The following is a 19296-nucleotide window of genomic DNA, read 5'->3' on the forward strand; positions in this document are numbered from 1 at the left end:
GCATAAACACATACTTTGCGGCGGCCGGCCGCATGGCTGTGGGTTAGCACCCGCTTTGCGAACGCATACCCGAATCAGCACAAGTATAGCGAATAACACTCCAATCACAAAAAACGAGGCCCCCGGTGCTATGCATCGGGGGCCTTATTGCTTTGCAACGGGATACTCGTCATGCTCCGTTTAGATACTCGTTGCATTCCATTTAGACGCTAAACGCAAACCAACGGGTATCCCGTTGCAACACAACTACCGGACAAACATGAAACAACCGTTTTTTTCATCATAATGCGACGAGAAACATATCATAAATCAATGTAAAAAGCACCTTTCGACAGTGAGCGCATCATGAAAACGGAAGACAGAACAACCGGGTCGCACCTTGATATTTATTTTACAAAGCACAAATACTTTCCATACTAAATATTCAGATATTTTCATCCAACGAGCATCTTAGTTCGCATGCATGGCGGGTGAAAGCGGCTTCGTCTGCCGACAGCCGCCACACATCACCGAGAAATGCCGCACCGCCGAACCCCCATCTCCTCAACGCCCCGATATTGCCGAGCGAGACACCGCCAAGAGCCATGACACGACTGTCTATCGTGCCGTCGGACGAGGCCCGGCAAAGCGCTTCGTCGGAATAGGCGGCTGAGTAGCCACGCTTGGATATGCTGTCGAACACCGGACTCATGAACACATAGTCGCAACCTGTCTTACGCTGCCGCACCTCGGCAACCGAATGGCACGATGCCGACACCGAGGCTGGACACAATCCGGACGGGACAGCAGGGTTGCGACAGTTGAGATGAACACCAAACAGACCGTAATCACCGCAAAGAGAGAAATGGTCGTGGGTCACGATGCGGCGGCGCACCTCGGCCGGCAACTCATCAAGAAGCTGTGCACAACCGGTGACAGACGAACCGGGCTTGCGCAGATGCAGTATGTCAAGGCCGCAATCAAACAACCGACGGATAAAAAAAGCCTCCCCCGGGATGAACTCGGGAGAGGTTATCACTATGAATTTCATACGCTTTCGGTTTACTATCGCACACTATACCAATATCACTTGCCGCAGTCTTTGAGTGAGTGGCTGATACGGGCGGCACAGAAATTCGGACCGCACATGGTGCAATACTCACCCTCGGTCTTGTTGGATGTCTTGTAGTATTCAAATGCGCGTTCGGGATCGAGTGCCAGATTGAACTGGTCTTTCCAACGGAAGTCGTAGCGTGCCTTACTCAGTGCATTGTCACGCACTGTGGCACCGGGATGCCCTTTGGCCAAATCGGCGGCATGGGCGGCTATCTTATATGTGACGACACCTGTACGCACATCGTCCTTATCGGGCAGGGCGAGATGCTCTTTCGGTGTCACATAACACAGCATCGCCGTGCCATACCACCCTATCATGGCGGCTCCGATGGCACTGGTGATATGGTCGTAGCCGGGAGCGATATCGGTAACGAGAGGACCGAGGGTGTAGAACGGCGCACCGTGGCATTTCTCTATCTGCCTGTCCATATTCTCACGTATCTTGTGCATCGGCACATGCCCCGGGCCTTCGATAAACGCCTGCACGTTCTTGGCCCATGCACGCTCCACCAGCTCACCCATAGTGTCGAGCTCGGCAAACTGCGCCGCATCGTTGGCATCGTGCGTGCTGCCCGGGCGAAGACCGTCGCCGAGGGATATGGCAACATCATACTTGGCGCAGATGTCACATATATCATCGAAGCGGGCATAAAGGAAACTCTCTTCCTGATGCACCATGCACCACTTTGATATAATGCTTCCGCCACGGCTCACCATACCCGTGAGGCGACCTTGGGAAAGATGTACGTTTTTGAGACGTATGCCGCAATGGATGGTGAAGTAGTCCACTCCCTGCTCGCACTGCTCGATCAGAGTATCCCGGAATATCTCCCACGTCAGGTCTTCTGCCTTGCCGTTCACCTTCTCGAACGCCTGATACATGGGAACGGTGCCTACCGGCACAGGACAATTGCGCAAAATCCACTCCCTTGTCTCGTGTATATTGTCGCCTGTAGACAGGTCCATGAGCGTATCGCCGCCCCACTTGCAACTCCACACGGCTTTCTCCACCTCCTCATCTATGCTCGACGTGGTGGCCGAGTTTCCTATGTTGGTATTTATCTTGACAAGGAAGTTTGTTCCGATAATCATCGGTTCGGCCTCTGGATGGTTTATATTGGCGGGAATGACGGCCCGGCCTGCGGCCACCTCATCTCGTACAAATTCCGGGGTGATATGCGTCGGGATGCCAAGCTCGGCACAGTTCATGTTCTCGCGAATGGCTACGTACTCCATCTCTTGGGTGATGATCCCGCGCTTTGCCAGAGACATCTGCGTTTCTCCGTCCCGGCGGCTCTCAATCCACGGCCGGCGGAGTTTCGGAAGACCTTTGGCAAGATCAATTTCCACGTTCGGATCACTGTAAGGACCGCTCGTATCGTATACATACACGGGGGCGTTCTCCGTAATTTTTTTCTCTCCGTTCTCTATGTTTACCGTCGGTGTGAGACGCACACGGCGCATGCCGACACGCAGTTCGGGATAAAGCGAACCGCCAATATATACTTTCTCCGAACTCGGATAAGTGATTTTAATGTTGTTGTTCATATCGTTTGCTATTGGTTTTAAGAAATTGTTATATTGATGTAAAGATGTTATACCCATTGATGTTACCGCATCGCATTTCCAAGTTTACTGTATTGACAAAGCCTGAATGCAATGCCGGCACACTCTATAAACTCATTATCCGGGCGGTCTCCCGCACAGGATCACCGGCATTCAGGATTGCCCCGCTGAGCGCAATACCGTCTACTCCCGTGGCCATGACGGCCGGAATGTCATCGACAGTGATGCCGCCGATAGCAACAACCGGCAGTTCAATCCCTGCGGCACGCATGGAGCCGATTATCGACCGGTAACCGTCGAGACCGAGCACTGGCGACAGATTCTTTTTTGTAGACGTGAAACGGAACGGACCGCATCCGATATAATCGGCTCCCAGACGCCACAACCGCTCAATGTCTTCAAACGTATTTGCCGTGCCACCGATGATAAACTCCTCACCGAGAATACGCCGAGCCTCATCGACGGGCATGTCGTTGCGGCCCAGATGAACTCCGTCGGCCTTCAGTTCCTTGGCAAGTCCGACACGGTCGTCAAGCAGGAATACGGCCTCGTGCTCACGACAGAGAGGCTGCACAATGCCGGCGACCTGCCGTACCTCGTCGTCGGTAGCGTCTTTCATGCGTAACTGTATCCATTTGCAGCCCCCTTCGAGAGCCATCCGGGCACCGTCGGCATACGTATACCGGTCATTGCTATGTGTGATAAACTGTAATTGTTTCATTGCTTTATTATTGTCTCGTTATTGTTTCCCGGCCGACTTACTCATGATCCGCTATCGTTCTTACCGTCATTTCACTTCGATTGCAGTTCTGTCTGCCGTATACGGGATTTTGTTTTTATTCTAATTTACGGTCTGCGTTGCCGTCTTCAAGCGGCAATTTAACCAGTGACTTAGGAGCAAAGAAATGGTTTACAGGACCATGGCCGGCTCCTATCACGACATCGGCACCCGCTTTCAAGGCTTCGGTGACATACTCCTTGGCGCTTGCCACGGCTTCCGTCAACGTACAACCCAAGGCGAGATACGACGCTATGGCCGACGATAGCGTGCAGCCTGTGCCATGAGTATTGTACGTCGGGATGTCGCCACACCCATATTCATACTGTCCGCTACCATAAAGGCGATCTATCTTGGAGCCGCACAGATGACCGCCTTTTATCAAGACGGCAGCGCACCCAAGAGCCATTATCCGCCGGGCAGCCTCATCCATCGTATCTTTATCTCTTATTTTGATGCCGCTGAGGATTTCGGCCTCCGGTACATTCGGCGTGAGAAGAGTAGCCAAAGGCAATAATTCGGCCTTAAACACATCAAGGGCATCTTCCTGCATGAGCCTCGAACCGCTCGTGGAAACCATCACCGGGTCTACAATCAAATGCTCAATGGCATATTCGCGGAGAGTGGCGGCTATAGCCTGGATGGTCGAACGGTCGTTAACCATACCTATTTTGAGCGCTTTCGGACGTATATCGTCCATTACCGCACGTATCTGTCCCGCCACGATATCGGGCGATACGGCCTGAACGGCAGTCACTCCGATAGTGTTCTGCACTGTTATTGAAGTAATGACAGAAGCCGCATAGCACCCTACCGCCGACATCGCCTTGATGTCGGCCTGTATGCCGGCACCTCCGCTGCTGTCGCTTCCGGCTATGGTGAGCGCCACAGGATAAGCAAACTTACCGCCGTTCATCAGCTGCTCTTCTTTAAATCAAACACGGCGTCCCAGTTTTTCCATACCGGCTCAAGACCCAGAGCACGCAAATCGCGCTCCACCTCACGTGCCGTACGGCTGTCACTGACACTGAACTGCTCCAAAGACGAGGGCTTGCGACAATATCCTCCTGGGTCTGTGCGACTCTCGGCACTCATCGTCGTCACGCCGAGCGACGCCATATTGTTGCGCACGGCGGCCGGCTCTCTGGTTGAATAGGAAATATCCACGTCGTGATCGAATATACGCAGGGCGAAAGTGAGCTGGGCAAGCTCACGGTCTGACATTATGACGTTTGGTTGGAAACCACCGTTCTCAGCCGCACGCATACGCGGAATGTTTACGCTGTACTGCGTTCGCCAGTACGTTTTCTCCAAATACCGCAGGTGGCGGGCGAGCATAGCATACTCGGTACGCCAGTCTTCAAGACCGACCAGTACGCCCATGCCTATTTTATGAACCCCGGCCATGCCCATGCGGTCGAAGCCGTTGAGACGCCATTCATAGTCCGACTTTGGCCCACGGGGATGATATACCTTGTATCTCGCCTCGTTGTAAGTCTCCTGAAAGCATATTACTCCGTTTAGCCCGTGACCTCGAAGCTCGGCATACTCTTCCGCTTTCAGCGGCATGACCTCTATCTGCAAGTTGTTGAAATAACGCTTTGCCAAGTCAAGGGCACGGGCGATGTAAGGCACTCCGGCCTTAGCCGGATTCTCGCCGGTGACTATCAGCAGGTTGTCGAACGGGCCGAGCTTCTTGATTGCCTCATACTCACGCACTATCTCATCCTCGGTGAGAATGGTACGGGCCATCGGGTTCTGCACATGGAAACCACAATACACACACGAATTGGCACACGAGTTTGTGAGATAGATAGGTATAAAGAGATTGATTGTATTGCCGAAACGCTCACGGGTATACATACGGCTGAGCCGTGCCATCTGTTCAAGATATGTGTCGGCCGCGGGAGAGATCATGGCCATGAAATCTTCTATGTCGCAACGCTTCCTTGAAAGTGCGCGGCGCACATCGGCATCCGTCTTGGCCATTATCCTGTCGGTGGTATCCGACCAGCCGTATTTTCTTATTTCATCTATGAACATAGCCATTATCCTCCGCAAAACGCTTTAAGAATGACTATCTCATCGCCGTCTTTCACCACATGCACACCCCACTCTTCGCGCGGCACCAACTCATTGTTGAGCGCTACCGCAACACCCTTATCAGGCAGCCTGTTTGCTTCCGCAACCGTCTTTACGGTGGTTCCGTCAGCCAATTGATGTATCTCGTTGTTGATTTTTATTTTCATTTCTTGTCTCTTGCTGTATGTTTTATAAATATCGAATACCGAAAAACACGAGTGCCACGCTCGATTTGCGGTATAGTGATTACGCTCAATCATTAAGAAAAGAGGTCAGCGGCGAACTGGCTTCCGCCGTCATGTCCATCGACTGCCGACCGAGTCCGGCCTCGTATGCCTCGCGTCCGGCCTCGACGGCTTTCTTGAAAGCACGGGCCATAGCCACGGGATCGCCGGCGACAGACACCGCCGTATTCACGAGCACGGCATCGGCACCAAGTTCCAAGGCCAGGGCCGCATCGCTTGGAGCACCGATTCCGGCATCCACCACAACAGGAACTGTTGCCTCCTCGATTATAATATTTAGAAAATCACGTGTGCGCAGACCCATATTCGTACCGATTGGGGCACCGAGAGGCATCACAGTGGCTGCTCCCGCTTCGGCAAGACGCTTGCAAAGCACAGGGTCGGCCTGGCAATAAGGCAGCACTACAAAGCCCTCTTTCACCAACCGTTCGGTGGCTTTCAGTGTCTCTATCGGGTCGGGAAGAAGATAGCGTGGATCGGGATGGATCTCAAGTTTCAGCCAGTTGGTCCCGAATGCCTCACGGGCCATCTTGGCGGCAAACACAGCCTCATCGGCGTTTCGCGTTCCGGAAGTGTTGGGCAGAAGCCGGATGCCCGGTATGGCGATATGTCGCAACATATCGTCGCCGCTGTCGGCGAGGTCTATTCGCTTCATAGCCATGGTCACCATCTGCGTCTCGGACGCCTCTATGGCCCGCCTCATGATTGTGTTTGAACTGAATTTTCCCGTGCCCATGAACAGCCGGGACGTAAATTCCTTACCTGCAATAATCAATTTTTCCATTGCGAGTGGTTATTATTTGGATTATACGAATAAGGAGCTTTTGAGATTAACGCATCGGCATCCGATAGTTTACAGATACAGACAAACGTATGGTAGCAGTCCCTCCGGCGGCATTATCCGCATCAGGTGTTACGGGTATAATCTCAGCCCTGACAACAGTCAGAGCACCCCTACCGGCCGATCGGCCGGATTTAAGATCGGCACCGTCTTCACGCCAGACGACAATGCCATGATCATGGCAAAAGTAATAATAAAATCCGATTCGGGCAAATATTGGAACAGGAAATATCCATATCGGCATTTCAAGAACATGTACACAAGGCCATATATCGCATCCATCTTTTGGACAAATGAAGTACATGTCAATAACTTAATATGAAAGAAAAAACATAGCTAACGTCTGTCCGATATAACAAGTACGTAACTCTATCCCCATCAAGAGACGGACTGATTTCTTATCCGAATCGAAACATTCTGACTCAATAAAAAACGGCATATAGATAATGAAATCATAATGCCGTCTGATATTATTCCTACTTGTAAAAGACTTAGCAACCTTTGTGTGTCATTATATCAAGCACCATATCATCAGTCTTGCCCATAGCCTCCGCACCAATCGAGGTGAGGTTGCGTATGCTGCAATCGACACTGTCATCAACTATCCCTTCCGCACTCGACACACACTTGCCTTCCATAGATAGCAGGGCCGACAGTATGGCGGTCGACACACCTGATGATATTTTCAATGAGCAACTGGGTTTCGCTCCGTCACAAATCATACCCGTAAGATTGGCTATCATATTCTTCACCGAGCGGCATACACGCTCATAATCACCACCCATCAGATAGGTTATTCCGCAACTGCTGCCAATTCCGGCCACCACACAACCGCATAAAGCGGACAGCGTGCCAAGGCTTTGTTTGATATATATTGCCGTAAGATGGCTGAGAGTGAGCGCCCTGATGAGTTCCTCCTCTGTATTTTCGTTCTCCATTGCATACACCGCCACAGGATTAGTGGCGCATATTCCCTGGTTTCCGCTGCCCGAGTTACTCATCACCGGTATCAGTGCGCCACCCATACGGGCATCACATGCCGAGGCTGTCTTGGCTATTATCTTCGAGAAAATTGTTTTTCCGAATATGCCCTGGCTCAGCGGACGGTCTATCGTCTTGCCGAGATTATGCCCGTAGTTGCCTTTCAGCGCCTCCTTTGCGGCATTCATGTTATAGTCCATCGTGGCAAGAATAAACCTTATTTCCTCCTGTGGAGCCGTTGTAGCAAAATCATATACGGTCCTCATGTCAAGGCAAATGTCTTCCAGGTCCTCAACATCTCCACCTTCTTTCCGTCTGTCGACAATTGTTTTCCCGTCTTTTTCTATATATACTATGTTCGTATGACTGCCCGATATTATCACCGTAGCATATCCGGACACAGCAGTTACCGTCACCTCTATATATAGTTTCTCGGCAGTATCTTTCTTCTGCAAGATGTCAATCCGTTTCTCTCCAATATACCTTTTGCCCTCCTCTATCGCATCAGGAGTCACGTCTTTCAACACTTCAAGATTATAGACCGACTTTCCGATTATGGCTCCAAGAGCGACTGCTATAGGCAATCCTATCATACCCGTACCGGGAATACCCACCCCCATTGCGTTCTTAAGAATGTTGGCACTCAGAGATACCGAAATCTTATCTGGACGACAACCGAGTTCTTCCATCGCACGGGCGGTACAAAGGGCCACGGCCATAGGCTCTGTACAACCTATGGCCGGCACGACGTTCTTTTTTATAAGAGCCGTTATACGGTCTCTCAATGCTTTGTCCTGCATGCTACTTTGAGTAATTATCAAGTCCTGTGCGCAGGAATTTAACGTACTCGCTGATATCTTCATCATAAGAGCGGCTGCCATTGAGCGGCATACCGTCGTTATCGAGCAACACATATACGGGCTGTGTGTTGGCACCTACTTTCGTCCGTTGAAGATAGCTCCACTTGTCACCCACGGTACGCAGCGTTCTTTGCTGTCCGTTTTCAATCACCTGCACAGGCTCTTCCAGCGGAGTTTTGTCATCCACATATAGGGATATGAGAACATATTTATCGTTCAGTATCTCAGCCACCGTAGGATCAGTCCACACCGCGGCCTCCATCTTGCGGCAATTGACACAACCGAACCCTGTGAAATCTACCATCACCGGTTTGCCAAGATGCCGGGCAGCGGCCATTCCCTCATCGTAATCAGTGTATTTGGCCTCCACTGCCGACTTTTGCAGATTGAAATCCTGAGTATTCATCGGAGGCGCGAAAGCGCTTATCGCTTTCAGAGGCGCTCCCCACAGACCGGGAATCATATATATAGCGAATGCCAATGAGATCATGGCAATAAAAAACCTCGGCACATTAGTACGGTTACCCTCATCGTCATGCGGGAATTTCAACCATCCGAGCAGATATATTCCAAGCAGTCCGAATATTACAATCCACAACGACACAAACACCTCACGGTCAAGGATATGCCATCCATAGGCCAAATCAGCCACGGAAAGGAACTTCAACGCAAAAGCCAGCTCTATAAATCCGAGGGTCACCTTGATGACGTTCATCCAGCCGCCCGACTTGGGAGCCGATTTGAGCAGGCTCGGGAACATGGCAAAAAGAGTGAAAGGTATTGCCAAAGCTATAGCAAAACCGAGCATTCCTATCGTAGGGGCGATGATGCTTCCCTGTGTGGATACGGCCACAAGAAGAAAGCCAATTATCGGGCCGGTGCACGAGAACGACACGAGCGTGAGAGTGAATGCCATTAGGAATATGCTGAGCATGCCCGTCGTATTCTCTGACTTACGGTCTATCTTGTTGCTCCACGACGATGGCAGCGTTATTTCAAACGCTCCGAAGAATGAAGCCGCAAAAACGACAAGAAGCAGGAAGAACAAGATATTGAACACGGCATTGGTGGAAAGGGCATTCAACGCACTTGCCCCGAAAAGCCATGTTACCACCAGTCCGAGAAGTACATATATCACCACTATAGACGCTCCGTAGACAATCGCCTCACGAATTGCTTTGGAATGATCTTTATTCCGTTTAAGGAAGAAACTCACCGTCATGGGAATGATCGGCCACACACATGGAGTGAGCAAAGCAAGAAAACCGCCGGCAAGCCCGGCAAGGAAGATGTAGAGCAACGAGTTGTCCGTCGGATTGTCTTCGTATGCTTTAAGCTCGTCTATCACCGGTGTCCACAGGTCTTTGTCACCATGCGCCACGGCTGCCGCAACCACAGTCGTATCAGTTTCTGCCGTGTCTTGCTTTTCCGCAACCACAGTGTCCTGTTTCAATGCGTCGTCAACTTTATCATCGGCTTTCACGTCATCGCTCTTGCCTATGACAGGCGACTTACCGCTCTTCACGAACGCCACTTGTGAGGGTGGCATGCACATCTCATCGTTGCATGCGCCGTATTCCAGATAACAATCAATGGTATATTCGGCTTTGGTAAACTTTATTTTCTGGACAAACGAGCCGCTGTTCTCAAAGAAACGCAGTTTCATCCCGAACATTTCGTCAAACTGTGCTATCTCTTTTCCTACCGGTCTCAACTTCCCCACCGGTTCGGCTCCGCTCATCTTGTTCACATTGAACGTGGCCTGAGTCGGGCCGTCACTTCCCAAATCGGTTGAATATAAGTGCCAACCTTTGTCTATCTTTGCCGAAAAAACAATCTCGGCTTCATCGCCTCCAAGCATCTTCATGCTTGCAGTGAAATGCACCGGATCGGCCATCTGTGCAAAAACACTGACAGTCAGCACCGAGGCGAGAAAAAATAAAAATACAAGTCTCTTCATTACGATTTCTTTATTTCGGTTGCAAATGTACGAAATAAATGTCAGACTTCGTAATAAAGAGACTTGTATTTATGCCTGACGTCAGGCTGTCTCTATTTTTTTGGCGGAGTTGTCCGCTACTTTCTTCATGGCATAACCGGTATCTTTCACCGTGCTTGCCATGCTCTCTTTTCCGTTTTTCACGGCGGAACTTATAGCAGCGGCGGCCACTTGAACTTTGTCTTTAATCTTGACACTGCCCGTCTGAGCATAAGTTGCAAGTCTCTTTCTGTTGTAAACTGCCGCGCCGACAACTGCGAGCGCCGCGGCAAAAATAAGTACGTTTTTCATAATTACACTTTTTAAATTAAACATGTTATCCTTTTGTATTAACTCGTCTGCAAAGATAAGCCATTTATCGGGATAATGCCCAATATCCCTCTGTCTTTTAACCATCCTTATCCTTAATACATTTTATTTGAATACAGAATGTTAAAACAGCGTTTCCAGTGTTGTTTTTTGTTTATACGTCACCTCAATTCGAGAACTACCGGACAATGATCGCTACCGAAAATATCCGTGTGTATCCCGGCATCGGCAACACTACCGAACAAGCGCTCTGAAGCCACAAAATAATCGATGCGCCAACCGGCATTTTTCTCACGCGCCTTAAATCTGTACGACCACCATGAGTAGGTCACCTTGTCGGGGTACAACGCACGGAAAGTATCTACAAATCCACTATTCAATAATGTGGTGAACTTATCCCGCTCCTCGTCCGTAAACCCTGCACTGCGACGGTTGGTCTTCGGATTTTTAAGGTCGATCTCATTATGAGCCACGTTAAGGTCACCGCATACTATCACCGGCTTGCGCTCGTCAAGCCGCATTATATATCTCCTGAAATCGTCTTCCCATTGCATTCGGTAGTCGAGCCGGCGCAATCCGTCTTGCGAATTGGGTGTATATACGGTGACAAGATAGAAATCGTTCATTTCCAATGTTATAATACGCCCCTCATGGTCGTGCTCATCTATACCCATACCGTAAGTCACGCCCAACGGCTCATGACGTGTGAATATAGCAGTACCGGAATATCCTTTCTTGTCAGCGTAATTCCAGTATGACCTGTATCCTTCAAATTCGAGATCGAGTTGACCTGCCTGCATCTTCGTCTCTTGCAAACAGAAAAAGTCAGCGTCCAGTTGTCTGAAAGTCTCGCTGAACCCTTTTCCCTCACAAGCTCTTAAACCGTTAACATTCCAAGATATGAATTTCATTGTCCTATTTTTTATATCATTAGCTCGGCAAAGATAATCATTCCTCCTGATATAATCATGAGATAAAGCGGATTTTTAAACCGTATCATTACTGTTTTCATGCCCTGCCGCCAATCCCGTCTGGTATGCCACGGCCGTATACCGTATGCATCGCTATGGCAACCTTTGGCGACAATAGTAATACCACAATATTTCCACCAACAGTTACCGACTGTACACTTCATCAATATCGCTGCAGACAGCCTTAAACTGTCTGAAAAAAAATGAGGGCGTGCCTTTTCAGCAGGCCGCCCTCGTCGTTATCAATCCTGAAAGTTATTAGAATTTTGCCATTTTGATTGCGTCTATGGCGCACTCGTCACCCTTATTACCGAGTTTTCCGCCGCTTCTGTCTTTGGCTTGCTGCAAGTCTTCCGTTGTCAGCAGACCGTAAATCACGGGGATTTCACTTGTGGCATTCAGATGGGCGATACCTGCCGTCACGCCTTGACAGATGTAGTCGAAGTGAGGTGTCTCACCACGTATCACACTGCCCAATACTATTATTGCGTCAAAACTGCCGTTGAGAGTCATCTGATGCGCTCCGTATATCAGTTCAAAACTGCCTGGAACGGTTTTGACATGTATGTTTTCGGGGATTGCCCCATGCTTTTCAAGCGTGCCCACGGCACCATCGAGCAACGCACCTGTTATCTCGGGATTCCACTCCGCCACCACAATGCCGAAGCACATGTTGCTTGCGTCGGGAATACTCTCGAAGTCATAGTCTGACAAGTTGTGTAATGCGGTTGCCATTTACTTAGTGGTTGCGCGTTCGATATACTTGTCGATAGTCTGATATTGCATGGAGTTGAAGTACTTGTTCTTCACCTCTTCATAGAGTTTGAGAGCCTCTTCTTTCTTTCCCTGGCTTTCGAGTATCTCGCCCGCCTGTATAAGGAATGTTGGCGAAAGACTGTTGTTGTCCGCCTTCTTGGCCGCCTTTTTAAGACAATCTACCGCCTTGTCAAGTTGATTGAGATGTGCGTATGCGTTTCCGAGAGCACCGATTGCAGCGGGGCTTATCATCATGTCACCTTTCGTATCGAACTTTTCAAGATACTCTGCCGCTTCCGTCCATTTGTCAAGCTTGGCATAGCATAGTCCGGCGTACAGATTAGCAAGATTTCCGGCGTCTGTTCCACTGTAATCGCTCGCAATGCTCAAGAATCCGGCAAAGCCAGCCTTGTCACCGTTGAGTGCCTTATCAAACTGCTCTTCACCGAAAAGCTCCTGTCCCTTGGCCAGTTCCGTGCTTGCCTTTTCCTCACGAGGACCAGCAACGTATGTGTTGTAGATTATAGCTCCGGCTATGATTACTATCAAGGCTATCACTCCATAAATGATGACTTTCTTGTATTTATCAAAGAAAGCGTCTTGTCTGCTGAGGGTCTCTTCTACGTTCTGAGCGCTCATGCGGTCTTTGTTATTTGCCATTATAATTATATATTTTCTGTTATCAAAATCGCAGACAAAATTACTTAATTTATCGGATATAGTGAAATTTATCATCAACTTTTTTCGTTTTTGACTGATAAAACACGTAACTTTGCAATAAATTAGCTATAAATCAGAGGGATGATTCTGCGAAAACTGTCAATTATCAATTATCGGAATATAAAGACCGCTACCCTTGCCATGTCTCCGAAGATGAACTGCCTTATAGGCAATAACGGAGCGGGGAAAACCAATGTGCTTGACGTTATTTACTACCTGTCGTTTTGCAGAAGCGCACACAATCCCATCGACTCGCAGATCATAAGACACAATCAGGACTTTTTCGTGATAGAGGGCGACTACACGACTGAAGGCGGGGAACCGGAGGCTGTATACTGCGGCATGAAACGTGGCACGAAAAAACACTTCAAACGAAATAAGAAAGAATATAAACGGCTGTCTGAACACATCGGACTGATACCGCTCGTGGTTGTATCGCCTTCAGACACCATGCTGATCGAAAGCGGAAGCGAGGAGCGACGCAAACTGATGGACATCGTAATATCGCAGTATGACCACGGATATATAGATGCGTTGAACAGATATACCAAAGCGCTGCAACAGCGAAACTCACTGCTCAAAGCGGAACCTGCACCAGATCTTGAAATGCTTTCAATATGGGAAGAGGCCATGGCAGCGGAAGGAGAGAAAATATATGCCAAGCGAGATGCTTTCGTACGTGAGCTAACGCCCGTATTTCAAGATTATTACAGCACAATATCATCAAACAAAGAAGAGGTCGGCTTGAGCTATATCTCCCATTGTCAGCGTGGCGCTCTGATTGATGTCATACGCCGAGACAGACATAAAGACCTTGCGGTGGGCTACTCGCTGCATGGTGTTCACCGCGATGACTTGGAGTTCACACTGGGCGGTCATCAGATGAAACGCGAAGGAAGCCAGGGACAGAACAAGACATTTGTAATAGCATTGAAACTCGCGCAATTCGAGTTTTTGAAGCGTACAAGTTCACAGACAACCCCCTTGCTGCTGCTTGACGACATTTTCGACAAGCTCGACGCAGAGCGAGTGGAACAGATAGTGCGGCTTGTGGCAGGCGAAGGGTTCGGCCAAATATTCATAACAGACACCAACCGCGATCACCTCGGGAGTATTCTCAGCGACTGTTCGTTCGACTATAAGATTTTCCTCGTGGACAACGGAGAGATTATCGAGCGTGAAACACAACTGCAACCGTAATTGAAACACAACTGCAACCGTAATTGAAACACAACTGCAACCGTAATATTAACCTCGGACTATGATTCCGAACATTTATACGCAAACAATCGCATCACAGCATAATGACAGTCACGATTTGCCCATACAGCTGTCCATACAGACAACCCAGCCCACCATACCATCGGATACATTGATATACATATAATATTTCGGGAAGGATGTTCAAAAGAGAAGTACAATCCATTAAAGATTTGATAATGCGCAACATGCGTGTTCAGGGACTCGAAACACCACTGCTTCAAAAACGGGTGATGGACGCATGGCCGCTGATTGCCGGTCCGGCAGTGGAACGCTATACACGAGAGACATACATAAGAAACCAGACCATGTATGTCCAACTGACAAATCCGGCTCTGCGCGCCGATCTGAGCATGAGAAGACAGGAGTTTGTCAGATTGCTGAACAACCATGTCGGAAGCAATGTCATCATAGATATAAGGTTTAATTGACAACGGATTGTTTCAGAAGAGTTAAAACTTTGTTTTCCGATAAGTCAAATGGCAAAGGCTATTGTCACCCGACATTCCTATTTTGGATTAATCCGACAGATTCAAGACATGAAAGCCATTTTATGAAAATACGAAAAACAGACTATGAAAACCATACTAAGAAAAAAACGGAAGTCATAATTTGAGAAACAATTGACCGCTCAACAAATGACTTCATCCACAGGAACGTCTGTCGGTTCGACCGGTATAGAATCCAAAAGCTGAAACGGAAAGCATATACCTATCTTATATTTATATCCTATCAATGGCAAAAGACGGTCGTAATAACCTTTTCCACGGCCGAGACGATTGCCCGATTTATCAAATGCCATACCCGGAACCACGGCAAGGTCTACAGCCGAATAGTCGTTAAAGAGACTACCGACAGGTTCCATTATTCCATAGACTCCGATGCTAAGGTCGTCAGGACCGGTATATACACGCAGCTCCATAATGCCCTCACCAGTCACTTTCGGCAGTAAGACACGCTTATCACTCACCGTATTCAGCAGAAGGCGGGTATCCACCTCATCGGCCAACGAGTGATAAAGCATCACTGTACGTGCCGCGACAAAACGAGGATGGGCCATCAACCGTTCAATAACAGGAAGCGACAATCTGCGCAAATCATCATGCGTAAACTGCCGCTTCCCGGCCCTTATAATGTTTCTAAGCTCTTTTTTCTCCACTTCAAAGCTATTCCTTTTGCCTTGTTATTATTGTCTTTAAACCGCTTCTTCCATTTACTCACCTTGATTTTATCCTTTTGCCGTAAGCGAACAAGATACATGAGTACCCCGATAATCATATCCTTTACCGAAAACCGTCATGGCTGTCTTTCCCCCTTTGTCCGCTTTCCGAGGCTCAACGGCTTTCTTAGGGAAAGCCTGTTTAGCCTTAAAGACATCGACAGCCTTCTCTATTGCCGGGTCATCCAGATTGAGATATTCTATCCATGCCTCATCATCGAGCATGTTGTATATTATCCTACTGTCAATAAACCGTTCTAGCAGATGGTGTGATTTCCTTATCATCAGGTTGCGGCGGCGCAGTCCCTTTCGGTCAGCGTATGAAGCAAAGCGCTCCACCATATTCTGTTTCTTGAGATAATCAAGCAGAGATTCCATATCCGTGAACTCTCCAAGTCTGGCCCTGTTCTCATCGGTATAGTCATAGGCAAACTGAAATATCAGTCCGGTCATGCCGGCTTCCTTGTAATAAGACGTGACACCGAGAGTATCCTCGGCCACGAATATATCGGGGGTTATACCTCCGCCGCCATACACCGTGCGCCCGATACTCGTGTGATACTCCGGACCCTCATGCTTGATACTGTCTTGCGAAAAATACTCGCCGTGCTGATATCTCATCATCAAGTCGTCCTCATAATCCTTGTCAGAACCGGATGTGTACGGTTTTTGTATGCAACGTCCGGAAGGAGTATAATAACGGGCAATCGTAAGCCTTATCATCGAACCGTCATTGAAAGCCATCGGCTGCTGCACGAGTCCCTTTCCAAACGACCGCCGGCCGATGACCGTGCCACGGTCGTTATCCTGTATGGCCCCGGCAAATATCTCCGATGCCGATGCCGAACCTTCATCTATAAGCACGACAAGTGGTATTTTCTGATAACTGCCGCGCCCGTCGCTTCGATATTCCTGCCTTGGCGACTTTCGTCCCTGTGTATATACGATAAGACGGTCTTTGGGCAAGAACTCGTTCACCATCTGAATGACAGCCATCATATATCCTCCCACATTGCCGCGCAGGTCGACAATGAGGTTTTGCAGGTCTTCCTGAGAGAGCTTCGCCAATGAAATGAGCAACTCGGGATATGTGTTCTCGCCGAAACTTTTCACCTTGATATACCCCGTATTATCATTTATCATATACGTGGCGCTGATGCTCCGCTGCGGAATATCGTCTCTCGTGATGGTCACATATCTAACCTTTTTCTCACCATACCCCAACAGTCCGAGTTTCACCTTAGTATCCTTAGGACCTTTCAGGCGCCGCATGGCCTCATCATTAGTGACTATTTTACCCACAAACGGCTTTCCGTCGACAGACACTATCTTATCTCCGGCCTTTACTCCGGCACGATCTGCCGGACCGGCATTTACCACGTTCTGCACTCTTATGGTATCTTCACGTATCGTAAACTCTATTCCCACTCCCGAGAACGAGCCTTTCAGGTCGTCGTTCACGGCCTGCACGTCTTTCGCCCCGATATATACCGAGTGCGGATCAAGTTCGGCAAGAATCTGCGGCATGGCATCTTCCACGAGTTTATTGATGTCCACCGTGTCCACATACTGGTCATCGACAATGTGCAACAAGTTGTTGAGCTTGTTGCCGCTTGAATTGATTATACTGAGTCTGTTACCCGAGAAATGGCTCGTATAGAACGTTCCTATCACGACTCCCACGACCACACACACCGCCATGATGAGCGGCATGAGACGGTTTGACTTGTTTCTGTTCATTTATTCTTCCGGATTTAGGTATATCACTTCTATCCCTGCCTTTCTCAACAGGTTTATGCCGTCTTCCAGACGGTAGTGCTCTCCATACACGACCCGCTTTATACCGGCCTGTATTATCAGCTTAGAGCACTCTATGCAAGGCGATGCCGTGACATAGAGCGTGGCTCCGTCGCTGTTGTTAGAGCTTCTGGCGAGCTTCGTTATGGCATTGGCCTCGGCATGCAACACGTATGGGAAAGTGATGTTGGCACTGTCTTCGCACACGTTCTCAAATCCGCTCGGCGTACCGTTATATCCGTCGCTGATTATCATCTTGTCCTTAACCACGAGCGCTCCCACCTGACGGCGTCGACAATAGCTGTTCTCCGCCCAGATGCGTGCCATACGCAGATAGCGCAGGTCGAGTTTTCTTTGTTTTTCGTCCACCGCCTTATATTCTTTCTTGTTATTTTCTTTTCTTAGGTCTCTTTATCCCGTTACGTCTCAGCAAAGCGTCTATAGTAGGCTCGCAGCCGCGGAAACGTTTGTAGAGCGTCATAGGATGCTCGGTACCGCCGCGTGACAGTATATTGTCACGGAAGCTCTGTGCCGTCTGACGATCAAATATTCCGCGGCGCCTGAACACGCTGAAAGCATCGGCATCAAGCACTTCCGCCCACTTGTAGCTGTAATATCCGGCGGCATATCCGCCTGCCATTATATGGCCGAACTGCACCGTCATGCACGTATCCGGCAGTTGCTCGGTGACAATGGCTTTCGCCCATGCTTTTTTCTCGAACTTGATGATATCGTCGTCAAACGGCTCTTTCTTCGTATAATAAGCCATGTCGAGCAGTCCGAAGCTCACCTGCCGCATACAAGCGTAGGCCGCCATGAAATTGCGGCTCTTCACTATGCGGTCTATCAGTTCGTCGGGCAACGACTCGCCGGTCTGATAATGGAAAGCGAACGTGCGCAGAAAGTCTTTCTCCACGGCATAGTTTTCCATGAACTGCGAAGGCAGCTCGACGAAGTCCCACCACACATTCGTTCCGCTCAGACTCTCGAAGCGGGTGTTGGCGAACATGCCGTGCAGTGAATGTCCGAACTCGTGCAGGAATGTCTCCACCTCACTGAGCGTGAGCAGCGCCGGCTTCTCGTCTGTCGGCTTGGTAAGGTTCATCACCACGCTCACATGGGGTCTAACGTTCTCACCCTTACGGTCGATAAACTGTCCTTGGTACTCGGTCATCCACGCTCCTCCCTGCTTGCCTTTGCGGGGGTGGAAATCTGCGTAGAACACGGCAAGATAAGACCCGTCGGCATCGAACACCTCGTAAGCCTTCACATCGGGATGATATACAGGTATGTCCTTGTTTTCCCTGAATGTTATTCCATAAAGACGGTTGGCCAGCCCGAAAACCCCGTCTATCACTTTCGACAGTTCGAAATATGGGCGCAGCATCTCTGCGTCGAGATTGTATTTCCGCAACTGCAACTTATGAGAGAAGAAACTGAAATCCCACGGACGCATCACAAAGTCCCTGCCCTCCATCTTACGTGCCATCCGCTCCAAGGCATCCACCTCTTTCAACGCCGCTGGCCTGTATGCCTCGGTGAGGTCGTCGAGCAGGCGGTACACATTCCGGGTATTTGTAGCCATACGGTGTTTTAGCACGTAGTCGGCGTATGTCTTGTAGCCGAGCAGTTGCGCTATCTCGCGCCTTAGGTTAACGATGCGCTTGCATATCTCGATGTTGTTCTCGCTGTTGTCTTTCGTGCAGACGGTGTTCTTCGCCATATAAAGACGCTCCCGCAATTCACGATTGGCGGAATATGTCATGAACGGGCCGTAGCTCGGATGGTCGAGCGTCACTATCCACCCATCCTTGCCG

19 protein-coding genes and 1 riboswitch are annotated in these 19296 nt (G+C 49.3%); of the genes, 2 read left to right on the forward strand and 17 right to left on the reverse strand.

The features are described 5' to 3' along the window. Positions 1–424: 424 nt before the first annotated feature. From MoGM_RS05880 to MoGM_RS05945, 13 genes are all read right to left on the reverse strand, one after another. Complete coding sequence (locus MoGM_RS05880; RefSeq protein WP_104369186.1) at positions 425–1030, reverse strand: thiamine phosphate synthase; 606 nt, start codon at positions 1028–1030, stop codon at positions 425–427. A 35-nt stretch (positions 1031–1065) separates the two neighbouring features. Further along, positions 1066–2643: a phosphomethylpyrimidine synthase ThiC gene (thiC, locus tag MoGM_RS05885; protein WP_104369187.1), complete on the reverse strand. Its 1578-nt coding sequence runs from the start codon at positions 2641–2643 to the stop codon at positions 1066–1068. A gap of 124 nt (positions 2644–2767) precedes the next feature. Continuing rightward, positions 2768–3382 (reverse strand): thiamine phosphate synthase, encoded by a 615-nt coding sequence (locus MoGM_RS05890; RefSeq protein WP_104369188.1) that lies wholly within the window; start codon positions 3380–3382, stop codon positions 2768–2770. 115 nt (positions 3383–3497) lie between these two features. Next, a complete protein-coding gene (gene thiD, locus MoGM_RS05895; RefSeq protein ID WP_104369189.1) occupies positions 3498–4355 on the reverse strand; it encodes a bifunctional hydroxymethylpyrimidine kinase/phosphomethylpyrimidine kinase in 858 nt (285 codons plus the stop codon). Beyond that, on the reverse strand, positions 4355–5482 hold the full coding sequence (thiH, locus tag MoGM_RS05900) for a 2-iminoacetate synthase ThiH (protein ID WP_104369202.1): 1128 nt from the start codon (positions 5480–5482) through the stop codon (positions 4355–4357). The genes thiD and thiH overlap by 1 nt, the downstream gene beginning before the upstream one ends. Positions 5483–5487: 5 nt before the next feature. Then, complete coding sequence (gene thiS / locus MoGM_RS05905; protein ID WP_104369203.1) at positions 5488–5688, reverse strand: sulfur carrier protein ThiS; 201 nt, start codon at positions 5686–5688, stop codon at positions 5488–5490. Positions 5689–5773: 85 nt separating this feature from the next. After that, the gene (locus MoGM_RS05910) at positions 5774–6550 is read right to left on the reverse strand and encodes a thiazole synthase (RefSeq protein WP_104369190.1); all 777 of its coding nucleotides are present in this window, start codon (positions 6548–6550) and stop codon (positions 5774–5776) included. Between the two features lie 83 nt (positions 6551–6633). Continuing rightward, a riboswitch (TPP riboswitch) is annotated at positions 6634–6732 on the reverse strand. Positions 6733–7098: 366 nt separating this feature from the next. Beyond that, positions 7099–8388, reverse strand: a complete 1290-nt coding sequence (locus tag MoGM_RS05915; protein WP_104369191.1) for a serine dehydratase subunit alpha family protein — start codon at positions 8386–8388, stop codon at positions 7099–7101. A 1-nt stretch (position 8389) separates the two neighbouring features. Then, positions 8390–10408, reverse strand: coding sequence for a cytochrome c biogenesis protein CcdA (locus MoGM_RS05920; protein ID WP_104369192.1), 2019 nt, complete (start codon positions 10406–10408; stop codon positions 8390–8392). A gap of 81 nt (positions 10409–10489) precedes the next feature. Next, positions 10490–10738: a hypothetical protein gene (locus tag MoGM_RS05925; protein ID WP_146078666.1), complete on the reverse strand. Its 249-nt coding sequence runs from the start codon at positions 10736–10738 to the stop codon at positions 10490–10492. Between the two features lie 179 nt (positions 10739–10917). Next, positions 10918–11667, reverse strand: a complete 750-nt coding sequence (locus MoGM_RS05930) for an exodeoxyribonuclease III (RefSeq protein WP_104369194.1) — start codon at positions 11665–11667, stop codon at positions 10918–10920. A gap of 318 nt (positions 11668–11985) precedes the next feature. Next, positions 11986–12462, reverse strand: coding sequence for a 6,7-dimethyl-8-ribityllumazine synthase (ribH, locus tag MoGM_RS05940; protein WP_104369196.1), 477 nt, complete (start codon positions 12460–12462; stop codon positions 11986–11988). Continuing rightward, the gene (locus MoGM_RS05945; RefSeq protein WP_104369204.1) at positions 12463–13143 is read right to left on the reverse strand and encodes a tetratricopeptide repeat protein; all 681 of its coding nucleotides are present in this window, start codon (positions 13141–13143) and stop codon (positions 12463–12465) included. A 141-nt stretch (positions 13144–13284) separates the two neighbouring features. On the opposite strand from MoGM_RS05945, the gene MoGM_RS05950 reads away from it, so the two are divergent. Both MoGM_RS05950 and MoGM_RS05955 read left to right on the forward strand, forming a co-directional pair. After that, positions 13285–14403, forward strand: coding sequence for a DNA replication/repair protein RecF (locus MoGM_RS05950; protein ID WP_104369197.1), 1119 nt, complete (start codon positions 13285–13287; stop codon positions 14401–14403). 200 nt (positions 14404–14603) lie between these two features. Beyond that, positions 14604–14894 (forward strand): DUF721 domain-containing protein, encoded by a 291-nt coding sequence (locus MoGM_RS05955; protein ID WP_104369198.1) that lies wholly within the window; start codon positions 14604–14606, stop codon positions 14892–14894. A gap of 200 nt (positions 14895–15094) precedes the next feature. Here the strand turns inward: MoGM_RS05955 and MoGM_RS05960 are convergent, their stop codons facing one another. From MoGM_RS05960 to MoGM_RS05975, 4 genes are all read right to left on the reverse strand, one after another. Continuing rightward, complete coding sequence (locus tag MoGM_RS05960) at positions 15095–15622, reverse strand: 5-formyltetrahydrofolate cyclo-ligase (RefSeq protein ID WP_104369199.1); 528 nt, start codon at positions 15620–15622, stop codon at positions 15095–15097. A 69-nt stretch (positions 15623–15691) separates the two neighbouring features. Then, positions 15692–17422 carry a S41 family peptidase gene (locus tag MoGM_RS05965; protein ID WP_104369200.1) on the reverse strand — a complete coding sequence of 577 codons (1731 nt, stop codon included), beginning with the start codon at positions 17420–17422 and terminating at the stop codon, positions 15692–15694. After that, positions 17423–17848 carry a dCMP deaminase family protein gene (locus MoGM_RS05970; protein WP_104369201.1) on the reverse strand — a complete coding sequence of 142 codons (426 nt, stop codon included), beginning with the start codon at positions 17846–17848 and terminating at the stop codon, positions 17423–17425. It abuts the gene before it with no gap. 19 nt (positions 17849–17867) lie between these two features. Further along, a partial coding sequence (locus tag MoGM_RS05975; RefSeq protein ID WP_104369205.1) for a M3 family metallopeptidase occupies positions 17868–19296 on the reverse strand: 1429 nt, incomplete at its 5' end.

The sequence above is a fragment of the Prevotella sp. MGM1 genome, from assembly GCF_002933775.1.
GTDB lineage: Bacteria > Bacteroidota > Bacteroidia > Bacteroidales > Bacteroidaceae > Prevotella.

What these genes read in the sequence shown, in the direction of transcription:
- MoGM_RS05920 (WP_104369192.1), bottom strand. Translation starts at nt 10,408, where the DNA reads ATGAAGAGACTTGTATTTTTATTTTTTCTCGCCTCGGTGCTGACTGTC.
- thiS (WP_104369203.1), bottom strand. Translation starts at nt 5,688, where the DNA reads ATGAAAATAAAAATCAACAACGAGATACATCAATTGGCTGACGGAACC.
- MoGM_RS05965 (WP_104369200.1), bottom strand. Translation starts at nt 17,422, where the DNA reads ATGAACAGAAACAAGTCAAACCGTCTCATGCCGCTCATCATGGCGGTG.
- MoGM_RS05925 (WP_146078666.1), bottom strand. Translation starts at nt 10,738, where the DNA reads ATGAAAAACGTACTTATTTTTGCCGCGGCGCTCGCAGTTGTCGGCGCG.
- MoGM_RS05945 (WP_104369204.1), bottom strand. Translation starts at nt 13,143, where the DNA reads ATGGCAAATAACAAAGACCGCATGAGCGCTCAGAACGTAGAAGAGACC.
- MoGM_RS05930 (WP_104369194.1), bottom strand. Translation starts at nt 11,667, where the DNA reads ATGAAATTCATATCTTGGAATGTTAACGGTTTAAGAGCTTGTGAGGGA.
- ribH (WP_104369196.1), bottom strand. Translation starts at nt 12,462, where the DNA reads ATGGCAACCGCATTACACAACTTGTCAGACTATGACTTCGAGAGTATT.
- MoGM_RS05955 (WP_104369198.1), top strand. Translation starts at nt 14,604, where the DNA reads ATGTTCAAAAGAGAAGTACAATCCATTAAAGATTTGATAATGCGCAAC.
- MoGM_RS05950 (WP_104369197.1), top strand. Translation starts at nt 13,285, where the DNA reads ATGATTCTGCGAAAACTGTCAATTATCAATTATCGGAATATAAAGACC.
- thiD (WP_104369189.1), bottom strand. Translation starts at nt 4,355, where the DNA reads ATGAACGGCGGTAAGTTTGCTTATCCTGTGGCGCTCACCATAGCCGGA.
- MoGM_RS05915 (WP_104369191.1), bottom strand. Translation starts at nt 8,388, where the DNA reads ATGCAGGACAAAGCATTGAGAGACCGTATAACGGCTCTTATAAAAAAG.
- MoGM_RS05910 (WP_104369190.1), bottom strand. Translation starts at nt 6,550, where the DNA reads ATGGAAAAATTGATTATTGCAGGTAAGGAATTTACGTCCCGGCTGTTC.
- thiH (WP_104369202.1), bottom strand. Translation starts at nt 5,482, where the DNA reads ATGTTCATAGATGAAATAAGAAAATACGGCTGGTCGGATACCACCGAC.
- thiC (WP_104369187.1), bottom strand. Translation starts at nt 2,643, where the DNA reads ATGAACAACAACATTAAAATCACTTATCCGAGTTCGGAGAAAGTATAT.
- MoGM_RS05890 (WP_104369188.1), bottom strand. Translation starts at nt 3,382, where the DNA reads ATGAAACAATTACAGTTTATCACACATAGCAATGACCGGTATACGTAT.
- MoGM_RS05880 (WP_104369186.1), bottom strand. Translation starts at nt 1,030, where the DNA reads ATGAAATTCATAGTGATAACCTCTCCCGAGTTCATCCCGGGGGAGGCT.